Origin of the sequence: Actinomyces lilanjuaniae (assembly GCF_003606385.1) — a bacterium.
GTDB classification, from domain to species: domain Bacteria; phylum Actinomycetota; class Actinomycetes; order Actinomycetales; family Actinomycetaceae; genus Actinomyces; species Actinomyces lilanjuaniae.
Genome location: NZ_CP032514.1, coordinates 370,794 through 395,489, shown reverse-complemented (window position 1 = coordinate 395,489; position 24,696 = coordinate 370,794). Strand labels below are relative to the sequence as shown.

14 protein-coding genes are annotated in these 24,696 nt (G+C 68.8%); 5 read left to right on the top strand and 9 right to left on the bottom strand.

Annotated features, from left to right (window positions below; all coding sequences use genetic code 11):
• Positions 1-12: 12 nt before the first annotated feature.
• Both D5R93_RS01760 and D5R93_RS01755 read right to left on the bottom strand, forming a co-directional pair.
• Positions 13-276: a type II toxin-antitoxin system RelE family toxin gene (locus D5R93_RS01760; RefSeq protein WP_120203436.1), complete on the bottom strand. Its 264-nt coding sequence runs from the start codon at positions 274-276 to the stop codon at positions 13-15.
• On the bottom strand, positions 273-533 hold the full coding sequence (locus D5R93_RS01755; protein ID WP_243106879.1) for a type II toxin-antitoxin system Phd/YefM family antitoxin: 261 nt from the start codon (positions 531-533) through the stop codon (positions 273-275). The genes D5R93_RS01760 and D5R93_RS01755 overlap by 4 nt, the downstream gene beginning before the upstream one ends.
• A 214-nt stretch (positions 534-747) precedes the next feature.
• Between D5R93_RS01755 and D5R93_RS01750 the strand changes: the two genes are divergently transcribed.
• Positions 748-7,326: a DEAD/DEAH box helicase gene (locus D5R93_RS01750; RefSeq protein ID WP_243106878.1), complete on the top strand. Its 6,579-nt coding sequence runs from the start codon at positions 748-750 to the stop codon at positions 7,324-7,326.
• Between the two features lie 60 nt (positions 7,327-7,386).
• On the top strand, positions 7,387-9,885 hold the full coding sequence (locus D5R93_RS01745; protein WP_120203429.1) for a UvrD-helicase domain-containing protein: 2,499 nt from the start codon (positions 7,387-7,389) through the stop codon (positions 9,883-9,885).
• 28 nt (positions 9,886-9,913) lie between these two features.
• Here the strand turns inward: D5R93_RS01745 and D5R93_RS13040 are convergent, their stop codons facing one another.
• From D5R93_RS13040 to D5R93_RS13755, 3 genes are all read right to left on the bottom strand, one after another.
• Positions 9,914-11,143 (bottom strand): hypothetical protein, encoded by a 1,230-nt coding sequence (locus tag D5R93_RS13040; protein WP_162933769.1) that lies wholly within the window; start codon positions 11,141-11,143, stop codon positions 9,914-9,916.
• 695 nt (positions 11,144-11,838) lie between these two features.
• Positions 11,839-12,612: an ATP-binding protein gene (locus D5R93_RS13760; RefSeq protein ID WP_243106877.1), complete on the bottom strand. Its 774-nt coding sequence runs from the start codon at positions 12,610-12,612 to the stop codon at positions 11,839-11,841.
• A gap of 198 nt (positions 12,613-12,810) precedes the next feature.
• Positions 12,811-13,059 (bottom strand): AlbA family DNA-binding domain-containing protein, encoded by a 249-nt coding sequence (locus D5R93_RS13755; RefSeq protein WP_243106876.1) that lies wholly within the window; start codon positions 13,057-13,059, stop codon positions 12,811-12,813.
• A gap of 498 nt (positions 13,060-13,557) precedes the next feature.
• On the opposite strand from D5R93_RS13755, the gene D5R93_RS01730 reads away from it, so the two are divergent.
• On the top strand, positions 13,558-15,291 hold the full coding sequence (locus tag D5R93_RS01730; RefSeq protein ID WP_119836286.1) for an ABC transporter ATP-binding protein: 1,734 nt from the start codon (positions 13,558-13,560) through the stop codon (positions 15,289-15,291).
• Positions 15,288-17,327, top strand: coding sequence for an ABC transporter ATP-binding protein (locus tag D5R93_RS01725; RefSeq protein WP_120203424.1), 2,040 nt, complete (start codon positions 15,288-15,290; stop codon positions 17,325-17,327). The genes D5R93_RS01730 and D5R93_RS01725 overlap by 4 nt, the downstream gene beginning before the upstream one ends.
• Here the strand turns inward: D5R93_RS01725 and D5R93_RS01720 are convergent.
• On the bottom strand, positions 17,317-18,603 hold the full coding sequence (locus D5R93_RS01720; protein ID WP_119836284.1) for an adenylosuccinate synthase: 1,287 nt from the start codon (positions 18,601-18,603) through the stop codon (positions 17,317-17,319). The genes D5R93_RS01725 and D5R93_RS01720 overlap by 11 nt on opposite strands.
• A 211-nt stretch (positions 18,604-18,814) precedes the next feature.
• Here D5R93_RS01720 and D5R93_RS01715 point away from each other — a divergent pair, with 211 nt between their 5' ends.
• Positions 18,815-22,054, top strand: a complete 3,240-nt coding sequence (locus D5R93_RS01715) for a DEAD/DEAH box helicase (protein WP_120203421.1) — start codon at positions 18,815-18,817, stop codon at positions 22,052-22,054.
• 46 nt (positions 22,055-22,100) lie between these two features.
• On the opposite strand, the gene D5R93_RS01710 is transcribed toward D5R93_RS01715, so the two are convergent.
• The 3 genes from D5R93_RS01710 to D5R93_RS01700 form a co-directional block, all read right to left on the bottom strand.
• Positions 22,101-23,159, bottom strand: coding sequence for a hypothetical protein (locus D5R93_RS01710; protein WP_120203419.1), 1,059 nt, complete (start codon positions 23,157-23,159; stop codon positions 22,101-22,103).
• A 204-nt stretch (positions 23,160-23,363) separates the two neighbouring features.
• A complete protein-coding gene (locus tag D5R93_RS01705) occupies positions 23,364-24,014 on the bottom strand; it encodes a hypothetical protein (protein WP_162933768.1) in 651 nt (216 codons plus the stop codon).
• Positions 24,011-24,628 carry a hypothetical protein gene (locus tag D5R93_RS01700; protein WP_162933767.1) on the bottom strand — a complete coding sequence of 206 codons (618 nt, stop codon included), beginning with the start codon at positions 24,626-24,628 and terminating at the stop codon, positions 24,011-24,013. The genes D5R93_RS01705 and D5R93_RS01700 overlap by 4 nt, the downstream gene beginning before the upstream one ends.
• Positions 24,629-24,696: the final 68 nt, after the last annotated feature.

Below are 24,696 nucleotides of genomic sequence, written 5' to 3'. Positions count from 1 at the left end.
GGTCCGCCTCCGCTACGTGCGGCGATAGACCTCGCGGCGGTGCCCGACGGCGAGGACCAGCACCAGCAGCACACCATCGTGGACCTCGTAAACAATCCGATAGTCGCCGGTGCGCACGCGCCACTCGCCCCGCCCTCCGACCAGCTTCTTGGCCCCAGAGGGGCGAGGTTCCTGCGCCAGGAGCTCAACCACCGCCTGAACCCGGAGACGTGCTCGGCCATCCAGTTTGCGCAGCTGGCGCGCGGCCGCGGGGCTGAACTCGATCCGGTACGTCATGCCAGCCCGAGGTCCGCCTTAACCTCATCCCAGGGAATGGTGCCGTGCTCGGCGACCTCCGCACGAGCCGCTTCGGCCGCCTTGATGTCCTCAAGGTCCTCCGCGGCCTCGGTCAGGCGCTCAAGGTCCTCCACATCGATGACCGCCGCAAGACGGCGGCCCCGGCGGGTGAGGAAGACGGGTGCATGGTGCACGCGGGCGTCGTCAATGACGTCGGCGAGCCTGCTGCGCGCAGCGGAGACACTGATCTCGGTCATGATGCTCATTATGGGCGATAACGCTCAAAATGTACACATTGCACATCAACGCTGGTCCCTGCCCTTGTCAACGCCCCTATACCCACCCCTACGGTACCCTCACCCCTGTGAACCGTATCTCCCGTGACCGCTGGCGCCCGCACGCCACCAGCCTGCCTGGCGCGCACCACCCTGGGAGCAGACCCGCACCTCTTACCCAACAACACCTACCCGCGTGCCTGACCGGACCCACCCCATGACCTTTCTCCTGCCCAGCCTCCAGGCCGAACGCATCCGCCGATCCATCGTCGACTACCTCTCCACCACCTTCGCACTCACGGACACGGAGCCGCAGCGGGCCCTCGCCGACTTCCTCCAGGACCCCGAGCAGGGCATCTTCGTCGGCCCCTACGTGCGGCTGCGCCTGCCCTACCTGCCCGCGAGCGCTCGCTCCGACGCCCTCGACTGGGACCCCGGGCTCGCCCCCTACCAGCACCAGGAAGACGCCTACCGTCGCCTGACCACCAAGGACGGTCACCGCCCCGAGCCGACCGTCGTCACCACCGGAACCGGCTCCGGCAAGACCGAGGCCTTCCTCCACCCCGTCCTTGACCACGTGCTGCGCGCCCGCGCCCAGGGCATCACCGGCATCAAGGCCCTCATCCTCTACCCGATGAACGCCCTGGCCGCCGACCAGGCCGCCCGCCTCGCCCGCCTGCTCGCCTCCGACCCGGCCCTGGCCGACGTCACCGCCGGCCTCTACACCGGCGACACCGCCCAGGACCATACCCGCGTCACCGCCGCCTCCCTGATCACCAACCGCCACCAGCTGCGCCAGTCCCCACCGGACATCCTGCTGACCAACTACAAGATGCTTGACCAGCTCCTGCTGCGCCCCGAGGACCGCGAGCTGTGGCGGGCTTCCGCCGCCTCCCTCACCTACCTGGTGCTGGACGAGTTCCACACCTACGACGGCGCCCAGGGCACCGACGTGGCCATGCTGCTGCGGCGCCTCGGCCTGGCCCTGCGCGACCTGCTGCCCGGCGACGACCCGCGCCGCCAGGCCTTCGACGCCTCCCCGCTCGGCCCCGTCTGCCCCGTGGCCACCTCCGCCACCCTCGGCGACGGCGGCGACCCGTCCCGCATGCTCGCCTTCGCCCGCGACGTGTTCGGGGTGGACATGCCCGCCGACGCGGTAGTCCTGGAGACCCGTGCCGACCTGGAGCAGTGGGCCGCCTCCCGCCGCGCCGCCGTCCCCGCCGGTGCACTCGGCGACCCGATCCGCCTGCGCAACCTCACCGGGCCGGCCCTCCAGGCGCTCGCCGACCTCGCTCGTGCGGGCGCCACCGTCCCCGCCGAGCTCCTCGCCGGCACCGTCGCCGTCCTGTACCGACGCCCCGGCTCCACCGACACTCCAGATTCCGACAGCCCAGGCGCCGCCCCCGCCTCACCCCTGGCGGCCCCTGCCGATCCGACCGACCTGGCTGCCCCGGCCGATCCAATCGAGGCACTCCCCGACACCCCGGTCCTCGCGGCCGCCCTGCACTCCCACCCCGATGTGGTGGAACTGGTCCGCGCCGCTGAGCACGCCACCGCCCTGAGCAACCTCGCCTACCGTCTGTTCAGCCCCGCCCCCGATCCGGAGACCGTCCGCCTGGCCCTGGCCACCATCCTCGCGGCGCTGTCCGCCATTCGCGCCGGACTGGACGGCACGCCGGACCGCAGCGCCGTCGGTGTCGAGGTCACCATGTGGATCAGGGAGGTCACCCGTGTGGACCGGGCCCTGGACGCCCGCCCCGCCTTCAGCTGGTCCGATGACGCCCCCGCACCCGCCGAAGAGGACGCGCCGGCCCGCCCCGCCGTGTACTGCCGCTCCTGTGGCCGCTCCGGCTGGGGCATCGTCCTGGCCCCCACCGGGCAGGGAGAGAAGCACGACCAGTCCACCATCCGCCGCGACCACCTGCTGGGGGACACGCGCTTCCGCGCCCTCCTGCACGCCCCCGGTGAGGAGGCTGACTACCGCGCCCGCCTCGACACCGGCGACCTCAGCCCCGAGATCCGCCACCCCGGCCTGCGCTGGTACTCCGTGGACGGCCGCGAGCTACTCACCCGCCCGCCGCAGGACGCCGACCTGGAAACCCGGGAGGGCCGCTTCCTCCCCGTGCTCACCCTCACCGGGGACGAGCGCGCCGTCGCCGACGCCTCCGCCCACGACGTGTGCCCCTCCTGCGGCGCCACCGACTCCATCCGCTTCCTCGGCTCCGCCGTGGCCACGCTCCTGTCGGTCTCCCTGACCACGCTGTTCGGCGACGACGCCCTCGACGACTCCGAGAAGCGTGCCCTGATCTTCACCGACTCCGTGCAGGACGCCGCCCACCGGGCCGGGTTCGTGGACCAGCGCTCCCACACCATGAGCCTGCGCTCCGCCCTGCGCGGTGCCCTGCGGGCGGATATGCCAATCAATGCCTGGGTGGACGCCGCCCTCGACGCCGCCAGAGCCAGCGCCTTCGACCGCTACCGTCTGGTGCCCTCCGCCCTGGCCGAGCACGAGCGCTTCAAGCCCTACTGGGACCCCGAGGCCACCGCCCGCAGGCGGCGCACCGCCCAGGACTACGTGCGGCGTCGGCTCCTGTTCGACATCGCCCTGGAGGTCGGCCTCCAGTCCACCTACGGGCGCACCCTGGAGGCCACTGGTTCCGTCACCGTGCACGTGTCTGCTGGACGCGCCGGCGCCCTGACCCGCCTGGCCCGCGCGGCCCTCGGTGAGGACGGCGGCGAGCAACTGGCCCTGCCCGGATTCGACGACGTCGGTGACAAGGACCTGCTCGCCTGGGTGCGCGGCACGCTGGAGCACATGCGCCGCGACGGCGCCATCGACCACGAGTGGCTGACCCGTTACAAGCACGACGACGGCAAACGCCTGTGGATCTGGTACAAGCGCAACCGGCGCCAGGGGCAGCCGGCCTTCCCCGCCGGCCGCACCGCGCCCGCCTTCCCCCAGGTCGGCGGCAGCCTGGACACGCGCCGCTCCGCCTTCGTGCCCGTCGGCTCCCCACGCTCCTGGTACGCCACCTGGACCCGCAAGTGCCTGCACGTCACCCCCACGCACGCCGCCCGGCTGGCCCGCGCCCTGCTGGCCGGCCTGGCCAAGGCGGAGATCGTTTCCGCCACCCCAACCGACACCGGCGGCACCGTCTACGGCATCCCCGCCGAACGCGTCATCGTCTCCCCGCTGCACGACGCCACTGGGGAGGAGCTGCTCCTGGTGTGCAACACCTGCCGCAGCCAGCTGCCGACCGCCGTTGCCACCGTGGACCAGCTCGACGGCGCCCACTGCCTGACCGCCGACTGCCCCGGTACCCTTCAGGCCCGAGCGCACCAGGCGGAAAGCTTCTACCGGGACATGTACGCCGGGGCGCATGTGCGGCGCGTGGACGCCCACGAGCACACCTCACTGCTGGGCTCCGAGGAGCGAGCCGCTGTGGAGACCGGCTTCAAGCGCCCCGTACAGCGGCCCGGCGACCCCAACGTGCTGGTAGCCACCCCCACCCTGGAGATGGGCATCGACATTGGGGACCTGTCCACCGTCATGCTCGCCTCCCTGCCGGACACAGTTGCCTCCTACGTGCAGCGGGTCGGGCGCGCGGGCAGGCGCAACGGCTCCGCCCTGGCACTGGCGTACGTGCCCGGCAGGCGCAACCAGCTGCCCCTGCTCAAGGACCCCGACAACCTGCTGGACGGATCGGTCAGACCGCCGTCCACCTACCTGGGGGCGGAGGAGATCCTGCGCCGCCAGTTCATCGCCTACGTCATCGACGTGCTCAGCCGGGAGAACCACCCTGCCGTTCCCTCCGGCGGGCACAGCACCGGCAACGCCCGCACCGCCCTGAGCCCCAATAGCGACTCCTTCATCAACGCCGTATGCGAGCGGGTCACCCGTGACGGGGCGATCCTGGCGCGTGCCTTCGCCGCCACATTCGCCGACCGGACCCCGGCACTGATGCGCCTGGAGGCCTGGATCCAGCACGACGACGGCGCCGACCCCCGGCAGATGCTGCATCGGGCTGTGACCGAGCACCGCGGCGAGGCCGAGGAGCTGCGGCACCAGCGCAAGCAGATCGACGACGCCCTGCCCGAGTTGGAGGCCGCCACTCAGCGCCCTAACCCCACCGAGGAGGACCGGCGGGCACTACGCGCCGCCGAGGGCACCCGGCGCGCCATCGAGGCCCGCCTGCTGGACCTGGAGCAGGAGCACTGGGTCTCCGCCCTGGAACGACACGGGGTACTGCCCAACTACGCCCTGATCGATGACATGGTGCACCTGTCCGCCCGGGTGTCCTGGCGCAACCCGGAGACCGACGAGTTCCACTCCGAGCCCTACGACATCGACCGGCCCTCCATCCACGCCCTGAGCGAGTTCGCGCCCGGCGCCACCTTCTACACCCATGGCATGGAGATGGGTATCCAGGGTGTGGACGTGTCTGGATTGAGCGGGCAGGCGCAGTGGTGGCTGTGCTGCCAGGCCTGCGGCTACGTGGACGTCCGGCCCCCGCAGGCGGAGGTGCCCGCAGCCCCGGCGCAGTGCCCCCGCTGCCATGACACCGCCATCGCCGACGTGGGGCGCGCCCGCAGGGTGCTGCACCTGAATCGGGTCTTCGCCGTTGTCTCCAAGGATGACGCCCGCATCGGGGACGGCAGCGAGGACCGTGTCCGCACCGGCTTCGAGGTGCTGCCCCTGGCCGACTTCAACCCGGATCGGGTCGAGCGCCAGTGGAGCGTGAGCGCCTCCGGCTTCGGCCTGGTCCGCTACCGGGGCCTGGCCCTGCGCTGGCTCAACACCGGGCGGGCCCTGGCCGGGCAGGCGGTGGACCAGGTCGCCTCCCTGCCGGTCTCCTCCCGCGACTTCCGGCTGTGCGAAGCCTGCGGCAAGCTCGACACGGACACCGGCGCCTCCAGCCCCTCCGAGCACCGGCCCTGGTGCGAGCACCGCACCGACCCCAAGGAGCACGTGCTCCAGGTAGACCTGATGCGGGAGCTGAGCACCGAGGCCATCGCCCTGGTGCTCCCCGTGGGGCTCGGCGGCTACCAGGAGGGCCTGACCTCCCTGGCCTCAGCGATTCTGCTCGGCCTGGAGCTGCTGACCGGCGGCGCCCCCGACCACCTGGAGATCACCTGCGTCCCCTACCCCGTGGCCGACGGGGAGGCGGGCGAGACCCGGCCCGCCCTGCTGCTGCACGACGCGGTTCCCGGCGGCACCGGCTACCTCACCGACTTCGACGGGCCCGAGAGGATCTGGGAGATGCTCGTGGCCACCGGGCGGCACCTGGAGGAGTGCCCGTGCCGCGGCGAGGACGCCGCCATGTGTCACCGTTGCCTGCAACCTCATGCGATATCCGCCGGGGTGACCCGTGTGGCCGCGCTTCACGCGCTGCGGCAGCTGCTGGGTATGGACGAGGAGGAGCTCTTCGCGGAGCTGGACCCGCGCGCGCCCACCTGGGAGGCTATCGACCAGGCCGTCCGCGCCGGGACCGGTGAGAGTCCCCTGGAGACGAGCTTCCGCACCGTGCTGGCCGCGCGCCTGCGCAAGGCGATGGACGTGCGCACCGTCAGCGCCCCCTCCGGCGCGCCCGCGGTAAGCCTAGACGGCGGGCGCTGGCGCGTCCTGCCCCAGCTCGACGCCCACGGCACCCGGCCCGACTTCACCTGCACGCGGCCAGCGGGACGTTCTCCCATCGCCGTGTTCACCGACGGCCGCAGCTACCACGCCAGCCTGTCCCACAACCGGCTCGCCGACGACGCCGCCAAGCGGGCACGTCTGCGTGCCCACGGATACCGGGTCATCTCCCTGGGCTTTGAGGACCTGACCAACGCCTGGGACCCCGGCTGGCTCGACGATCCCGCCGTCGCCCAGCTGCGTACCGGGATGCCACGTCCCACCCGCGCTGGCGCCGTCACCGAGCAAGCCCTGGCCGCCTGGCGCGGCGGCCCCATGGAGCTGCTGGTGACCATGCTGCTGGACGACGCCGACGGCCAGGGTCCCACCGGCACGGCCCTCAGTGCCCTGGCCGACTCCATCTGGAGCCCGCTCATCCTCGGCACCACCCGTCATCGACCCCTGGCCGGGGGCGCTGCCATGCGGTATGCGCCCGCCACCAGTCCGAACAACGACCCCCTGTGGGAGGCGCTGCGGGCGCTGAGCCCCGACGGACAACTCCCCGAGCCGACCACGACCTCCGCCCAGACCTCCTGCTCGGTGTTTGTAGCCGATCATCTATCCCTGGCAGTACAGCTCACCGACACCTCCACCACCGGCATGGTGCTCGTACTCGACGACTCCGAGGAGGCCCTGGCCTCCCCCGTGCATGCCGACTCCTGGCGCACCTGGCTGCGGCTGAGCAACGTGCTCGCCCTGTCGCAGGCGCCCGTCACCATCACCACCACCTCCCTGGCCCGGACTGAGCTCCAGGACCGGGCCGACGCCGAGGCCGCCGTCCGCGGCAGCGGGGTCTCCGCTGAAGACATCCATGAGCTCGGCTGGGACGCTGTGGACACCAGATTCGCCGCGGAGCAGGTGATAGCCCTGCTACCCCACCTGGCCCGGGCCGGCATTGCCCGTGACGGTGAGGGCCAGGAGATCGCCGGTGGCGTCATGACCGAGCTGTCGTGGAGGGCGCAGCAGGTCGCCGTCCTCGTCGAGCCCCTTGAAGGGGACGTGGCAGTATTGCAGGAGGCTGGCTGGAAGGTCGTCGTCGCCGGGGACGATCCCGCAGCCACCACCGCAGAGATCTCCAGCCTTCTGGCACCGCACCCCTGAGAAAATACTGAGGAAACCTGGGAGACTCCCGCGTGGACCCGAGAGGACAAGGACACTGACATGCCAGCAATCGTGTGGCCCAGCTCCAAGATCAAGGACGCCACCACCCGGGACCCCTCGCTCCAGGCGAAGGTTGGCCCGTTCCTGAACAAGTTAGCGACCGCCAGTACCAGCGCCGGGCTCCACGTGGAACCGATCCGGGGCGCCCGGGACAAGCGTGTGCGCACCGCCCGGGTGACCAACTTCTACCGCGCAGTGCTCTTCGAGCTCGACGGCGGCGGGGAGCCCATCTATGTGTTCCACGGCATCTGGGCGCACGACGAGGCGATCCAGCTCGCCGAGTCCGTCACCGTCCGCGTCAACCCCTCCAACGGCACCACCGAGGTCACCCAGATTCACGACGCCATCGAGCAGGGCACCGAGGCGGTGGAGCAGGCGCGGCGCGATGCCCAGGCCAGACTGGACGCCGCCCAGCGCGAGGCCGCGGAGATCGCGCGCGAGGCCGCCCGCCTCCAAGCCGCTAACGCACAGGCGCGCCGGGACGCCGCTTCCACCGCAGCGTCGGAATCGCCTGCGCAGCCGGAGGCGGTGCAGGCCGGTCGGGCAACGGGAGCCGGGGCCGCCACAGGAACGGGGAGCGCCACTGCGCCTGCCCCGGATCTTGTCGTGCCGACGGCACTGCCGGACGCCGTCGGCGTCGCAAGCCGGGATGCCTCCCCTACCTGGCCGCAAGGCCTCAGCATCGAGGTGCTGCGCGATGAGCTCGGCATCGGCGTCACGCTCGCCGCCGCGGCGCTGGCCGCCACCCGCGAATCCCAGCTGCTGGACCTGGCCGCCACCGCGGAAGTCCCCTGGCAGGGGGAGGCGCTCCTCAGCCTGGCTACGGGCTCCACGATCGACGAGGTCCGCGAGGACTTCGAGCTGCGCCGTCCGGAGCACGTGGCCGCTGAGCCCTCCGACCCCGAGCTCATTGAGGGGCTGCGCACGCGCGCCGCCCGCTCCTCCTTCACCTGGATCGAGAACGACGAGGACCTGCGCCGCGCCATCGACGGCCTCACCTTTGCCCAGTGGCAGGTCTTCCTCCACCCCCAGCAGCGAGCACTGGTGGACAGTCGCCCGAACGGAGCGATGCGTATCTCTGGCGGTGCCGGGACGGGTAAGACCGTCGTCGCCGTGCACCGTACCGTCAAGCTGGCCAGGCGTGCCGCCGCAGCCGGGCAGGAGCCGCACATCCTACTGACCACCTACACACGCAACCTGGCTGACGACCTGCGCCGTCAGGTGGCCGAACTCGATCCGTCACTCAACTTCACCGAAGGGGTAGGGCAGCCCGGGCTGATGGTCAGCGGTCTGGACAAGGTGGCCCGGGCAGTCCTCCAGCAGGCCGGGGACGCCATCGCCGACACCGCCGCGCAGGTGCTCGGCACGCGTCGCACGAACGTGCTGACCGTGACCCGGAAGAACCTTTGGGACGACGTCCTGACCCTCACCGGCGATGACCTGCCGGAGAACCTGCATTCTCCGGACTTCTTGGAGTCGGAGTACGAACTGGTGGTACTGCCGCAGCGTGTGACCACGCTCCAGCAGTACCTGCGCATTCGGCGGCCGGGCCGTGGTGTGGCGCTGGACCGGCGCAAGCGGGCGGCCGTATGGACCGTGATCGAGAAGTATCGGGACCGCAGTGCCGAGCTCGGCGTCGCCTCCTTCGCCGAGCTGCTAGCTCTGGCCGCCGCCTGGTTGGACACCCAGGCGGCCCGGGGGGTGCCCCGCCCGTACCAACACGTGCTCGTTGACGAGGCTCAAGACCTGGCCCCGGCCCACCTCCAGCTGCTACGGGCCCTGGTCGAGCCCGGCCCTGATGACCTGTTCCTGGCGGAGGACTCCCACCAGCGGATCTACGGCAAGAAGATCACGCTCAGCCACTACGGCATCCAGGTGCGGGGGCGGTCGCGACGGCTGACCCGCAACTACCGCACCACACGCCAGAACCTTGACCTAGCCTTCAGGATTCTGGACCAGGGCACGTATGAGGATCTGGAGGGCCAGGCGGAGCAGCACCACTATGTGTCCCCCAGGTCCGGACCCGAACCGCTGCTGCTGCGCGCCACCGACCACGTCGCCGAGCTCGACGAGGCAGCCACGCTGCTACGCCTGTGGCTGGAGGAGGACCAGAAGAGCGGGACCGAGGCAGCCGAGACCATCGCCGTGCTCGTGCGTGACCGCTACCAGCGCGACAACGTGGTCACCGGACTGGCGCAGCGGGGCGTGGAGGTGCGTCCCGTGGACCGTGAGGCGGTGGGTCGGGGGAAGCCGGTGGTCATGACCATGCACCGGGCCAAGGGCTTGGAGTTCCGCAAGGTGCTGCTGTTTGACGTCTCCACCGACGCCATCCCCCGCTCGGTCCGGGACCAGCAGTACTCCCAGGCCGACCACGACGACGCACTGCTGCGCGAGCGCTCGCTGCTGTACGTGGCCGCCACCCGAGCCCGCGACCAACTCGCCATCTCCTGGAGCGGCCAGGCGAGTCCGCTGCTGGAGGGGGTTGGTGGGACGCGTTAAAGCGAGGTAGGCTCGGCGGCCGTTTGCTCTAGGCGCCCACCCCATAAAAGAGAGTCTCCCGAAGCGATTCTCGCATTCTCCGGATCGTAAGCTCATTCTCCTGCTTGCGCAGCCACACCAGCTCGTCGCTGCACCGCATCGCCCTGCGGGCCCGGACGACAGAAACAGGATGCCTCGCTGCTTCGCGCCCCCACACCGCCAACACCCAGAGCCACGTCAATAACCCAAGCAAAACTGCTTCACAGATTATGGCAGAGACTAAGACTCGGATATCAGAGTCCAGCCTCAGAACCCCATCGTAGACCACGATAACGCCCCCGTAGTAGGCTACGTACACCCACAAGAAAATGAACATAAACGCATACCCAACGCAGGCAACCGCAATACAGGAAGGCCTAGTCCAACACCTAGCCCCCTCAGGGGAACTCAGAGCCAAAATCACAGTACACGCATAGAAAGCGCTAATCATGGCTGCAGGAGGAACCGCTCCGAGCCCCCAGAACTCCCCCGCCCCGGCGAACGCCGTCAGAAAAATGGACAGGAAAACCATTGCCCACCTGAGATACACTCTCTCCGCAGGCGCTTTGGAGCACCCCACTCGTAAAATGTAGTCGCACACACGCTGCCTCCTCTCTACTTCCGGCCCCAGGGCACACTTCCCCTTTTTCGGCATCAAGAGACGACACATTTCTGCATACTTATTTTGCACCTCGCGTCGACGAGTCCAAATATCCGCAATGCCATAGTCCACGACATGCCAGTAAAGCCATAGCGGGAGAAAGACCGAAGCGACTGCGGCAGCCCACATAGGTGCGGCCAAAGTCACCACCAAAGGGAGGTCCTCCTCCAAAGCGGCGAGGCTCGGAGACCATACAAAACATGCGTAAAAAATAAGTAACCAGATTATGCACACGGGCACCCAGAACAACGCCGCACCTCCTAGCGACCCGAAGGTCTCGGCCGCCACCACGCCACTTCGAGCGCCACGCCTGACAGCATTGCGACTCCATACCCCGAGGACGGCCATTATACCGCACTCCACAGTAAATAGTTCCAAAACTATCGACCTCCCGGCAGCCACACTTCCGTCCACCCCGAAGGGACAAGACTCAAACCCTTCGCCACCTGCCCGCATTTCGCTCGCCATGCACTGTTTGGCGGCAGTTCTTTTGAGCGCCATCTCAGCAAGCAGGGAGTCCGGGAGAGACTCCGAGGGGGACCTAAAAGCCACAAACGCCATCAACAGCACCACCACCATGGCCCCCAGTGTAACCAGTACCACATGACTATCGCCGTACACCCAGACAATCCGTCGCTCGTACCAGCGATTACGATTCCTCCGCCTTCCCTCCACCAGGCTCTCATCTGACCCAAGACCCTCCGTCTTGTCACCACAGCCCTGAGTCTCACCCGGCGATCCAGTCGATCCATCCGGACAATCGTCCACACCCCGTTCTCCGTCATCACCGCCTACTTTTTCCATGCACTTCCGACCTTCTCCAGTGGCCTCACCCCTTGGTAAGGTCTGCGCGCCCCCAGTGTCGGACTCTTCACTCATGGCTCCCTCGATTCTCTCTGCGACTGGCCTAGTGACGGGAGAAGCTAGCGGCGCCTCCCACATCCAGGCTGCCACAGGGCTCTGACACGGACGACTCGCGTCGAAGCGCCAACCACGACGGCTCTACCCTGCCACCCGTGCAGCTCTCCAGACTCCCCACCCTGCCACCTTCCATCACCGAGATGTGTGCCGGGCACCAGAGCTGGCCTCCGTGCTGACCGTCGCCCTCTACCTGGTGGTCCTCACCAATGAGAGGCTAGTCCTGCTCCCCCTGAGCGTCCTCCTGGTCTGGGTCGCCATCCTCATCGCCGCCACGACCATGACCGCCCGCGCCACCCGCAGCAACCAGCCACCTGCCCCCAAGCCCGTGCCACCACCTTCATGGTCTCCTGCACCTAGACCACCCTCCAGGTCGCCCGCGGGTCTCGTGGGCTCTCTCCTTCCCACACCACCAGCCCTGCGTCGCGAAGCGCAGCAAGATGGCGCAGCACCGTCGGCCGGGCCATCCCGACCAGCTCAACCACCTGCCCAGTCCCCAGCGGCCGCTGTGCTAGCCGGAGCGCGTCAAGGATCCTCATCGCGCTCGGTCCCACCTGATGAGCAACGCTCTCGGGAACCGTGCTACTGGCCAGCAGCGTCAACCGCACCGCCTCGGGCGCCTGCTGGTAGACGGGCTCAGACAGTCCCACCCGCCGCATCTCGGCAAAGATACGCCTGATCCCCTCTCCCAGCTCCTGTGTGATCCCCAGGTCCGCACAGACCCGTGCAATACGCGGATTACGCGCGTGGCGGCTGATCGACTCCGGGTCGGCTGGGTCCGCGAGACCCGGGAACCTTCCCGGGCTGGTGATCTCGATACGGTTGGGGAAGATCTCAACACGTACGTGGTCCCCACCGATGCTGTAGGACCGGTGCACGACGGCGTTGACCAGCCCCTCCAACCACGCGTCCCTGGGAATGATAGTGGTCGGCTCGAAACGTCCCGAGTCGGTCAGGGCACGACGCCGAGGCGCCAGTGCCTCAATCGCCTCCGCAGCCCGTGCTATCTGGTCCGAGACCGCGCCCTCGCACCGCACATCGGCCTCCTCCTCGACCGTGAGCGCACGCCCCACGCCACGCTCATTACGGTTGTACCTGAGGACCCGGACGTGGGCACTGGGGTAGAGCATCTGAGGGCGATCCGCCAGCAACAGATATGCGGCAACGGAAACGGCGCCGTCGCGGGTCAACAGGTCACGAGCACGAAGCGCCAACTCGGGCGAGGAGGACCCCAGAGCCTCTTGGAAGGCAGACAGCCGTGCGCCATCGAGATCCGCCTCGGTGATACCCGGCGCAGGAGTACCGTCGAAGCTTGCGACCCCTCGATCCTACTCCAGCTCCTGCCGCAGCGCGTTTGCCGCCTTGTCGCTCACCGGGACAACCTGCCCGCCGTGAAGACCAGCGACCACGACGCCTCCCTCGGCATTAGCCATAGCAACCAGGGGTGCGGCAAGGTCCTGAGGCCTGACCGCGCCAGACTTGCGCTCAAACCACTGGTCCTCGGGCAGTGCCAGCAGCCGGGAGGCCGCATCATCTGCCGACAGGCTGAGTGCCTGATCAACCGCCACAGGGAACATGCTCTAACTCTAACATTCTTAGAGTACGTAAGAGTACGGTGGGATCAGGCTGTCGCCTTCACGCCGACGGAAGGCGTGGCCGCAAGCCGCAGACCGGCACGTGCCGAGCAACCCGCCCCTGAAGCAGCAGAGCACCAGGCGGTCACGCGAGGCGCACTCTCACTCTCACATTCTTAGAGTACGTAAGAGCCGGGGCCACCCTGTCCACCCCCACCCTGCCGAGGCCGCTCCTTCGCTCCCCCTCACCCCTGCTCGCTCCCGGCCCCGCCTCCCCTCTTGCCCTGACGCGGCGTCAGGGCGATAGGCTCCTCCGTGCCGGGCGAGACCGAACCGGGGCGCCCGGCGCCTCGGGGACCCAGCCCCGCCTGCAACGACTACGTATCCGGAACCTTCCACGAGTCCACCCCCACGAACCTCTTTAATGCCTGTCACAACACCGCCCGAGGACCTTCTACACCACCATCTGAGGACCCGCCCGGGGACCATCTGAGGACACTGATGCTTCTTCGACTCCTACGTACCTTCCTGCGCCCCTACACGCCTCTGCTCGCGGGCGTCCTGGTACTCCAGTTCGCCCAGGTCATGGCCACCCTGTTCCTGCCCACCCTCAACGCCGACATCATCGACCGGGGGGTGGCCACGGGCGACACCGCCTACATCTGGCGCGTCGGCGCCCTCATGCTGGCGGTCAGCCTGGCGCAGGGCGCCTGCTCGGTGGCGGCCACCTGGCTGGCGGCCCGCTCCGCCATGGGGATGGGCCGCGACCTGCGGGGCAGGATATTCGAGCGGGTGAGCAGCTTCTCGGAGCGGGAGGTCTCCGCCTTCGGGGCGGGCTCCCTCATCACCCGTAACACAAACGACGTCCAGCAGGTGCAGATGCTGGTCCTCATGAGCTGCACCATGCTGGTGACGGCTCCGGTCATGGCGGTGGGCGGCGTCGTCATGGCGGTCAGCCGGGCACCGTCGCTGTCGTGGATCATCGCGGTGAGCGTGTCGGTGCTGCTGGTGATCGCCGTCCTCATCGTGCGCCAGATGATCCCTCTGTTCCGCTCCTACCAGGAGCGCCTGGACGCCATCAACCGGGTCCTGCGCGAGCAGCTCACCGGCATCCGGGTCATCCGGGCCTTTGTGCGTGAGGAGGCGGAGAGGCGGCGGTTCGAGTCCGCCAACCACGACATCGCCTGGGTGGGTGAGCGGGTCGGGCGCCTGTTCGTCACCCTGTTCCCCCTGGTCATGCTGGTCCTGGACGTCTCAGTCACCGCGGTCATCTGGTTCGGCGGCCGCCAGGTGGAGCAGGGGCAGGTCGAGGTCGGCACCCTGGTGGCCTTCATGGCCTACCTCATGCAGATCCTCACCGGCATCATGATGGCGGGCTTCATGAGCGTCATGATCCCGCGGGCCGCCGTGTGCGCCGAGCGCATCAGCGACGTCCTGGGCACCGACCCCACCCTGACGGTCGCCCCCGGTGCCGCCACCTCCTTCCCCTCACCGGGGACAGTAGAGATGCGAGGCGTCTTCTTCCGCTACCCCGACGCCGAGGAGAGCGTCCTGGAGGACGTCAGCTTCACCGCGCAGCCGGGGACGACGACGGCGGTGGTCGGCTCCACCGGCTCGGGTAAGTCCACCGTCGTGTCCCTGCTGACACGCCTGGCCGACGTCTCCCAGGGCCAGGTGCTCATCGGCGGGGTGGATGTGCGCCAGGCCGACCCGGAGGCCCTGTGGCGCCAGCTGGGCCTGGTGCCTCAGAAGGCCTTCCTATTCGCGGGGACCGTCGCCTCCAACCTGCGCCTGGGCCGGGAGGAGGCCACCGACGAGGAGCTGTGGGCGGCCCTGGAGGTCGCCCAGGCCAAGGAATTCGTCGAGAACATGGAGGGCGGCCTTGAGGCCCCGATCGCCCAGGGCGGCACCAACGTCTCCGGAGGCCAGCGCCAGCGCCTGGCCATCGCCCGCGCCCTGGTGCGCCGTCCGGGAGTTCTTCTCTTCGACGACTCCTTCTCCGCCCTGGACGTGGCCACCGACGCCCGGCTGCGGGCGGCCCTGGGGCCGGCCACCCTCGGGGTCACCAAGATCGTCGTGGCCCAGCGGGTCTCCACCGTCACCGACGCCGACCAGATCCTGGTCCTGGACTCGGGGCGCCTGGTAGCCCGGGGCACGCACGCCGAGCTGCTGGACAGCTCGGAGATCTATCGTGAGATCGTCACCTCCCAGCTGGGACAGGAGGCAGCCGCATGACCACCCCCCACAGCGCCACTGAGCCCTCTGTACCCTCCAGCCCGCAGGAGGCTGACCTGGGCGAGCAGGAGGTCGAGCTGGCCGCCCAGACCCAGGCCTCCTCCGACGACTGGTCCGCAGGCCCGCCCCCGGGCCGCGCCCAGGCCTTCTGGCCCTCCTTCACCCGGATGCTGGGCCTGCTCACCGCTTACAAGGGCACGCTGGTGGTTGTCGTGACCACCAGCGTCGTGGCGGTCGTGCTGTCGGTGGCCGCCCCCAGGGTCCTGGGCGAGGCCACCAACGTCATCTTCGAGGGCGTGGTCTCCCTGATAATGCCGGAAGGCTCCACCCGGGAGCAGGCCGTGGCCACCTTGCGGGAGCGGGGCATGGACGACCTGGCCGCCATGGTGGAGACCATGGAGGTCACTCCCGGAGCGGGGATCGACTTCTCCCGGCTGGGCCAGATCCTGCTGCTGGTGCTGGCGCTCTACGTCGGCTCTGCCTTCCTCATGTGGTTGCAGGGCTTCCTGCTCAACCGCATCACTATCACCTCCATGTACCGGCTGCGCGCCCAGGTGGAGCACAAGATCCACCACCTGCCCCTGAGCCACTTCGACCGCGTCCAGCGCGGGGAGCTCCTCAGCCGGGTCACCAACGACGTCGACAACATCACCAACACCCTCCAGCAGTCCCTGTCCGGGGCGGTGACCTCGATCCTCACTGTCGTAGGCGTCCTGGCGATGATGCTGTCCATCTCCTGGCGGCTGGCGCTGGTGGCCATGATCATGGTCCCGCTCATGGGGGCGGTCTTCGGCGTCATCGGCCCGCGCTCCCAGAAGGCCTTCACCCACCAGTGGGCTCGCACCGGGCGCCTCAACACACGCGTGGAGGAGTCCTTCTCCGGCCACGCCCTGGTGCGCGTCTACGGGCGCACCGACTCCGTGCGCGATGCCTTCGCCCAGGAGAACGAGGAGCTCTACCGCTCAGCCCTGCGCGCTCAGTTCCTCTCCGGGATCATGATGCCGCTCATGCTGTTCATCTCTAACCTGTCCTACGTGGCCGTGGCCGTGGTCGGCGGGTTCATGGTGGCCTCGGGCAGCCTGCGGCTGGGTGATGTCCAGGCCTTCATCCAGTACTCCCAGCAGTTCTCCCAGCCCCTGGGCGAGCTGGGGGGCATGGCCACGGCCGTCCAGTCGGGCACCGCCTCCGCAGAGCGAGTCTTCAACCTGCTCGACGCCGAGGAGGAGCGCCCTGACCGCCCCGCCGCCCAGACAGCTAAGACCGCTGGCAGCGTGACGCGGGCCGGGGAGAACGGCGAGGCGGGCCGCAGCGGCACCATCGTCATGGAGCACGTGCGCTTCTCCTACTCTCCCGACACCGAGCTCATCCGCGACCTGTCCCTGCAGGTGGAGCCGGGGCAGACCGTGGCGATCGTCGGCCCCACCGGGGCGGGCAAGACCACGCTGGTCAACCTGCTCATGCGCTTCTACGAGGTGGACGGCGGCCGCATCCTCCTGGACGGGCAGGACACCGCCGCCATGACCCGCCAGGAGGTGCGCCGTCGTACCGGCATGGTCCTACAGGACCCGTGGCTGTTCGAGGGGACCGTGCGGGACAACATCCGCTACGGCCGCCCCGACGCCACCGACGAGCAGGTGGAGGCCGCCGCCCGGGCCTGCTACGCCGACCACATCATCCGTGCCCTGCCGCAGGGCTACGACACGGTCCTGGAGGAGGACGCGGCCAACATCTCCGCCGGGGAGCGCCAGCTGCTGACGATCGCGCGCGCCTTCGTGGCCGACCCCTCCGTCCTCATCCTGGACGAGGCCACCAGCTCGGTGGACACACGCACCGAGCTGCTGGTCCAGCAGGCCATGAACGCCCTGCGCCAGGGCCGGACCAGCTTCATCATCGCCCACCGCCTGTCCACGATCCGCGACGCGGACACAATCCTGGTCATGGAGCACGGCGACATCGTGGAGCAGGGCGGCCACGCCGAGCTGCTGGAGCGCGGGGGCGCCTACGCGCGTCTCTACGCCGCCCAGCTCAGCCAATGAGGCGGTGGCGGGAGATCGTGGCCTCCCGCCCCGGCCCCACGCCGACGGCGGAGACCCGGCACCCGGCCAGCTCCTCAATGCGCAGCACGTAGTCCTGGGCGGCGCGGGGCAGGTCGGCAAAGCGGCGCACCCCGGTGATGTCCTCGCTCCACCCGGGCAGCTCCTCGTAAACAGGCACCGCGTGGTGGAAGCCGGTCTGGGTCAGCGGCATCTCCGAGGTGACCTGGCCGTCGATGTCATAGGCCACGCACACGGGGATCGTCTCATGGCCGGTGAGGACGTCGAGTTTGGTCATGACCAGGTCGGTCAGGCCGTTGACCCGGGCGGCGTAGCGGGTGACGACGGCGTCGTGCCAGCCGCAGCGGCGCGGGCGGCCCGTGGTGACCCCGTACTCCCCGCCCTCGGCGCGCAGGCGCTCGCCCACGGCGTCGTGCAGCTCGGTGGGGAAGGGTCCCTCGCCCACGCGGGTGGTGTAGGCCTTGACCACGCCCACCACGGAGTCGATCCGGGTGGGGCCCACACCGGTGCCGGTGCACGCGCCCCCGGCCGTGGGGCTGGAGGAGGTGACAAACGGGTAGGTTCCGTGGTCGATGTCAAGCATGGTGGCCTGGCCGGCCTCGAACAGGACCGTCCTGCCCTCGTCAAGAGCCCGGTTGAGCACCAGGGAGCAGTCCACCACCATGGGGCGGATGCGCTCGGCGTAGGAGAGCAAGTCGTCGGCCACGGCGTCGGGGTCGATGGCAGCCCGGTTGAAGACCTTGAGCAGCAGGCTGTTCTTCTGGTCCAGGGCGGAGTGGACCTTCTGACGCAGGATCGAGGGGTCGAACAGGTCCTGGACGCGGATGCCCACCCGGTTCATCTTGTCGGCGTAGGTGGGGCCGATGCCCCGCCCGGTGGTGCCCAGCTGGCGCGCTCCCAGGAAGCGCTCGGTGGTGCGGTCCAGGACCCGGTTGTAGGAGGGGATGATGTGGGCGTCAGCGCTGACGAGCAGGCTGGAGGCGTCCTTGCCCCGGGAGGTGATCTCCTCGATCTCGTTGAACAGCACCTCCAGGTCCACCACGACTCCGTTACCGATGACAGGGGTGACGCCGGGGGTGAGGACACCTGCGGGCAGGAGGTGGAAGGCGAAGCTCTCCCCGTCGATGACCACCGTGTGGCCGGCGTTGTTGCCGCCGTTGAACTTGACGACGTAGTCGACGTCCTGACCGAGCTGGTCAGTCGCCTTGCCCTTTCCCTCGTCCCCCCACTGGGTCCCGACGACGACAACGGCTGGCATGGCCTCTCCTGCTGTGGTGATGCGGTGACGACGTGCGGCGCGGCGACAGGGCAGACACGTGCGGTGCCCGGACAGCATGGGACAGCACGGCGCCATGTACGGCTACGCTACGCACGCCGCAGACCAGACTACCCGAGGGGTGCGGAGGCCCGTAAGACGATTTCTCCCATTCGCGAGACCAGAACCGTCCTCCGGGTGGAGGATAAGAGCCATGACTACCCGTCGAACCTCCGACGAGCAGATACGGGTCCTGAAGACCTGGCGGCTCATAGAGCTGTTCAGCCCGCAGAAGCTCCCTGACAAGCCCCCTGTCAGGAAAAGCACGCAGACTCCTGACAAGAAGACAACGCAGACCTCCCGTGTCACCGACTGGGAGCCGTCTGGTAAAAGGCTCCCCTGGCACACGCTTGAGCCGGTGACGTACCACGGTACCTCTCTGGAGTGGCGCCACACCGTATACCTCGGCACCTACGACCAGGAGCAGACCTACGAGACGCTGCACCGGTTCTTCGCCCGGGACGACGAGGCCTACGACAAGCACCCGTCTGGGCGCAGCGCCTGCGCCGGAATCGTTGTCGACGCCAGCGGGTGCCTCGTTCCCGGGTCAGCCGTCCTCTCCTCCGCACTGTGGGCTATCGGGCGGCTGCAGGGGATCGCAGAGGGCGCACCTCCAGAGCTTCACGGGTTTGAGACGGACAACCTGGCCTTCAAGGAACGAATCGGCGACCTCGTTGACGAGGAACGCGGCCCCGACGCCGGCGAGCCGCAGGTTGACGAGACCATGCTGGTGAGGATCATGCGTACCGCCTACGCAGCCGCAGGACTAGCGGGCCACAGCCCCCTGGTGACCTGGCAGGTACGCGTCCACTCCGTGGCCCGTTCCCCCAAGCGCGCCCAGGAACCAGCTGACACAGACTTTCTCAACAGCTTCTTCCTGGAGGACCTGGCCCGCGCGCAGCAGCGCTTTGCCTCCGGCGACGTCGGCGCTGCTCTCCACCAGTACCTGACCCCGGGAGGCAGTCTGGACACCTCCGCGCGTGTGGACGTGGTCCGCAGCCCCGAAACCGTTGACGAGGGCGTGGCTCCGCAGCGCCTTCCCCTGGGGCGATGGCCCTCGCCACCCGAGCACCACCTTGCCTTGAGCCAGCAGTTCGCTGTCAACCACGCCCTGGACGACCTGGCGCCGTCGTCGGGCCTCATCGGCATCAACGGGCCTCCGGGAACGGGCAAGACGACGCTGCTACGTGACGTCGTGGCGGGCAATGTCGTCGAGCGGGCCAGGCGCCTGGCCCGCCTGGAACGGGTGCAAGACGCTTTCACCGGGCGCTCATCGCGGTGGACTACCGGGGACTCCTACCCACGCATGGTGCCCCACCTCCGCGCTGATCTGACAGGGTTTGAGATGGTCGTGGCCTCGGCGAACAACAACGCCGTGGCGAACGTGACCGTTGAGGTCCCCGCCCAGGAAGCAATTGGTAGGAGGTGGCGGGACCGGGCCGACTACTTCGCAGACCTGGCCTCCGAGGTCCTCACCAGGGCCAAGGCCGAGGAGGGACCCTCCGGGGAGCGTGTCGCGGCGTGGGGCCTGGTTGCCGCCCGCCTGGGTCGGGCCTCGTACCGGGACAGCTTCCGCTCCTCCTTCTGGTTTGATGCTGACAGGCAGCATACCGCGGGAGATAGCGGAGACGACGAGGTGCCGCTGCCAGGAATGCGGACGCGCCTCGCGGCGTGGGCGGAGGGCAGGCAGCCTTTCCGTCCGTGGCCCCAGGCACGCCGACGCTTTCATGACGCGGCCAGGCGAGTCGAGATCCTGGTACGTCAGCGGGTCGAGGCTCAGGCCCGCCTGGCACGGGTACCAGCCCTGGAACGAGCCGTACCCCAGGCTGAGCGCGCTGCCAGTGCCGCTGGCGCCAGAGCCGACCAGGCCGCCCAGGCCCTGGCAGCACGAAGAGCAGCAGAAGGGGATGCCAGGCTGGACCTGACCCGTGCGACGCAGCGCTACGAGCAGCACGCCGCGCTCAGGCCGGGCCTCGTCGAGACCGTCTTCTCCCTGGGCCGGGCGACCAGGCACTGGCGCCTGGAGCTCGCTGCGCTCACCCAGCAGGTGCGTACAGCAGAGGATGCCCTGGCACAGGCTGAGGCGCAGACCCGATCATCCTGGGAGGCCTGCGACCTCAGGCAACGAGAACGAACGGATGCCGAGCACCGGCTCTCCTCGCTCATCGCTGAGCTGGAGCAGCTCAGACGGGTCTGCCGGGACGATGTCGAGAGCCTGGGCTCGTCCCACCCTTCACGCATCTCCCAGGAGAAGCGCGAACTACAGGCACCATGGCTTGACGTCGAGCTGGACGTCGCCCGTTCCGAGCTGTTCCTCGCCGCGATGGACCTGCACCAGGACTTTGCAGCCAACGCGGCCCAGACGATGCTGAGAGGGCTGCGGGCAGCAATAGACGTAGTCGGTGGGGTTGCTCCCAAGGACCTGGCCCCCGAGGCAGTCCGGGCCTCCTGGCAGCTGTTCTTCCTCGTCGTCCCACTTGTCTCCACGACCTTCGCCTCGGCGTCGCGCATGCTGGAGGGGGTCGGCCGGGAGGGGATCGGCTGGCTGCTGATTGACGAGGCAGGCCAGGCGTGCCCGCAGTACGCCGTCGGAGCAGCCTGGCACGCCAGGCGTGTCGTCGCCGTCGGGGACCCTCTCCAGCTGGAGCCCGTGGTGACAATCCCCACAAAGGCAGCGGCCGCCCTCGCCCGGACCTATGGGGTCGACCAGGAGTGGCTGCCGCCCCGGGCATCAGTCCAGACTCTGGCGGACCGGGTCTGCCGTCTGGGGACGACCCTTGATCAGGCTGGAGAACCAGTGTGGGTCAGCACGCCTCTGCGCGTGCACCGGCGTTGCGACGAGCCGATGTTCTCCCTGTGCAACCAGATCGCCTACAACGGCCTCATGGTCAATGGGCTGACCCGAGACGTGACCGATCCCGAGGACCTGTTCGGCACCGACAGCGCCGGGCACCCGCGTATCTGGCCCAGCTCGTGGGCGGACGAGCCAGCGACCGAGGACAAGCAGCACCTGCAGCCAAGTCAGATCGAACGCCTCGAAAGGGCGCTGAGATACTTGGCCGCCAACAGGGTTCCGCCGACAGAGGTGATCGCGATCTCGCCGTTTAAGGAAGTTGCCGGTGAGCTGCGTCACCTCAGCCGGCGCCCGGAGTTCCAAGGCATGCGTGCAGGTACCATCCACACCGCCCAGGGCCGTGAGGCCGCCGTGGTCTTCCTCGTCCTTGGCGGCGCACGAGACAAGGAGGGGGCACGGCGCTGGGCGGCTTCGTCGGTGAACCTGGTCAACGTCGCAGCAAGTAGGGCTAAGCGTCGCCTCTACGTCATCGGTGACCGCACTGCCTGGAGCAGACAGCCCTACTTCCGAAACCTAGCGGCCGCGCTCCAGGTCATGTAGAGCCACGCCCTGCGGTACCTGTCGCCGGTCGCCCCGGCCACTCGGCTCAGCCCACACCGTAGCGCAGGCGGGTGGCCTCATCGTAGGCGTCGTCAGCACGGCTGACAGACTCCCAACCCGTGGAGCGCTGGGTCCTGGCCGCCTCAGGACTGCTGACAGTGACCACGGTCGGCTCAAGGTGGTCCAGCGGACCGTCGAGGTCGCGGGCCTCCACGGTGACGGGCAGGGTGAGCATCTGCCCCTCGGTCAGCTCCGGGGTGGTGTAGGTGGCCGACAGGACCGTGCCCACGGTAACTGCGGTAACGGCGTCAGCGCCCTGCCCCAGGACCAGGCTGGCCAGGACCTGGGCGTCGGCCTGCACCGTGAGGCGGCTGCCCGCAGGGACCGGGGCGGGACCTGCGGAGCGCAGGGTAACGCTGCCGGGGTACCACACGTGGTAGCCCTCCCCCCAGGTCAGCATCTGCCACCCTGCGCCCACGCTAGCTCCCCACAGCTCGGTGGTCTGTGTGCCAGAGGCGTGCGCCTCCTGCTGCGCCTGGGCCGGGCCCGCTGGTAGGGAGACGGTGATGCTGGTCCCCTCCGGCGCCTCCACGGTGTCCTGCGGATAAGTGAGGCTCCTCGTGGATCCCAGGCACAGCAGGTAGGAGCGGCCCTGGGGCAGCGCCTCCCCGAGGACGACCGTGGCCTGGGCAGGAGCTGAGGAGGGCGTAGAGGGGGCCGTGCCGGAGGGAGCGTTGCTGTAGGAGCACTCCAGGGCCTCTCCGTCCACGGTGAGGACCGGAGCGGGGTTGGCCTCGTACAGCCGGGGGTCCCAGGTCACGCGGACCTCAGTACCCTCGGGCAGCGGCGCCGACCCGACGCTTAGGAGGCCGCCGAGGACAGTCGGCACCTGCACGACCGCACCGTTAGCGGTGGCCACCTCGACGAGATCGCCGCCCGCCTCAATGGTGACCTCCGGGTCCGCCGCCCGTGCCGGGGCCGCCTGGAGCAGGCCCAGGCAGGCCGTACCGGTGGTGACGGCCACGGCGATCAGGACGCTGCGGCGCCCCACCGTCCGGGTGGTGCGGGTGGTTGGAACACTGTCACAGTAGTCTGATGTCGTCATGTCCTGTGGTCCTTATCTCCAGGGTCTCTTCTCCGGAGCCTCTTCTCCGAGACCTCTCTAAGGTCCTGGTTCCTGTGCCTGTCATATCGCCTGGTACCGGGTCGTCGTGTCTGATGCTGCCTGGTGGTCTTGTGCTGCCTCGTGCTGTCTCTCGCTGTCCTGTCGCGCCCCGCCCCTGTCTTGCCTGTCCTGGTCCTGCGACTGCTACCCCATCCCGCAGACGACCGCGCCCGTCGTTGCCGCCAGGCTCTGCCAGGGCGGTGGTCCCTGGAGGAAGGGCAGCACCCACGGCTGCCACACCAGGGCCAGCAGAAGCATCAAGGTGATGAACACCAGTGCGGGAACTACCCGACGCACCCACACCACCACGCGCTCAGCCCACCACCCCAGAAGTATCACCACCACCAGGGTCACAGCCATCGGAGCAGACACCACCACCGCCTGCCAGTACAGCGGCCAGCACCCCTCGTACAAGCACGGAGCATGGTCCGGCAGCGCAAACTGAAAATTCTGAGTAAAGACGACAAGCCCCGCACCAAGCACACCGGTCCAGCAGGCCACCGCAATCGCCCACGCATCACGCCCCTGGTGACGCACCGCCCCCGCGCTCAGACCAAAACCAGCACCGTAGAGGAGAGTCCATCCCAGCCAGTCCCAGCGCCACAGCGCCCGCATCGGGTCCCCCGCCGTCCGGGTGGACTCGGACCATGACGACCCGATGTAGTCAAAGCCTGCGTGCGCGGCTGTCACCCAGAACACGGCACACATCGGCACTACTGCTGAGGCCACGACCAGCAGGTCGTGGGCCGCCGTCCTCAGCAGCTGCGCCAGCCGCCACGCCGCAGAAGACCTCACGGGACAGCCCCCTGCCAGGGCGGGGGACCCTGGAGGAAGGGCAGCACCCACGGCTGCCACACCAGGGCCAGCAGAAGCATCAAGGTGATGAACACCAGTGCGGGGACCACCCGACGCACCCACACCCCCACACGACCAGCCCACCACCCCAGCACTATCACCACCACCAGGGCCACGATCGCCGGAGTGGACAGGATCAGTCCCTGCCAGTACAACGGCCAGCAGCCCGAGTACGTGCAGTCCTGGCTGTCAGGACCCACGAACTGGATCCCCTGGCCAACCCATACCAGCGCACCTCCAGACACCAGGGTCCAGCAGGCCACCACAATGGCCCACCAGTCGCGGCCTCCACGCCACAGCACACCCGCGCTCAGACCAAAACCAGCACCATAGAGGGCGATCCACCCCAGCCAGTCCCAGTCCCACAAGTCGTTGCTGAGCCCTAGCCGGTAACGGGAGGCAGCGCTCCAGCCCGAGTACACGAACCCAAAATCTGCTTGAGCAAACGCGATCCACACTGCCGCACAGCCAGGAACGACCACGGAGGCCACGACCACCAGGTCACGGACCGCCGCCCGCAGGAGTCTCGTCAGCCGCTCCACCACAGGCATCACACCACCGCCCCTCCAGGCCGGTGTGTCAGGGACCAACCGGCCTGCTGGACCAAGGAGGCCGTAGAAGG

Excerpts from the sequence above, each read along its gene's own strand:
- D5R93_RS01760 (WP_120203436.1), bottom strand. The coding sequence starts at position 276 with ATGACGTACCGGATCGAGTTCAGCCCCGCGGCCGCGCGCCAGCTGCGC.
- D5R93_RS01755 (WP_243106879.1), bottom strand. The coding sequence starts at position 533 with ATGACCGAGATCAGTGTCTCCGCTGCGCGCAGCAGGCTCGCCGACGTC.
- D5R93_RS01745 (WP_120203429.1), top strand. The coding sequence starts at position 7,387 with ATGCCAGCAATCGTGTGGCCCAGCTCCAAGATCAAGGACGCCACCACC.
- D5R93_RS13040 (WP_162933769.1), bottom strand. The coding sequence starts at position 11,143 with ATGGTGGTGGTGCTGTTGATGGCGTTTGTGGCTTTTAGGTCCCCCTCG.
- D5R93_RS13760 (WP_243106877.1), bottom strand. The coding sequence starts at position 12,612 with ATGCTCTACCCCAGTGCCCACGTCCGGGTCCTCAGGTACAACCGTAAT.
- D5R93_RS13755 (WP_243106876.1), bottom strand. The coding sequence starts at position 13,059 with ATGTTCCCTGTGGCGGTTGATCAGGCACTCAGCCTGTCGGCAGATGAT.
- D5R93_RS01730 (WP_119836286.1), top strand. The coding sequence starts at position 13,558 with ATGCTTCTTCGACTCCTACGTACCTTCCTGCGCCCCTACACGCCTCTG.
- D5R93_RS01725 (WP_120203424.1), top strand. The coding sequence starts at position 15,288 with ATGACCACCCCCCACAGCGCCACTGAGCCCTCTGTACCCTCCAGCCCG.
- D5R93_RS01720 (WP_119836284.1), bottom strand. The coding sequence starts at position 18,603 with ATGCCAGCCGTTGTCGTCGTCGGGACCCAGTGGGGGGACGAGGGAAAG.
- D5R93_RS01715 (WP_120203421.1), top strand. The coding sequence starts at position 18,815 with ATGACTACCCGTCGAACCTCCGACGAGCAGATACGGGTCCTGAAGACC.
- D5R93_RS01710 (WP_120203419.1), bottom strand. The coding sequence starts at position 23,159 with ATGACGACATCAGACTACTGTGACAGTGTTCCAACCACCCGCACCACC.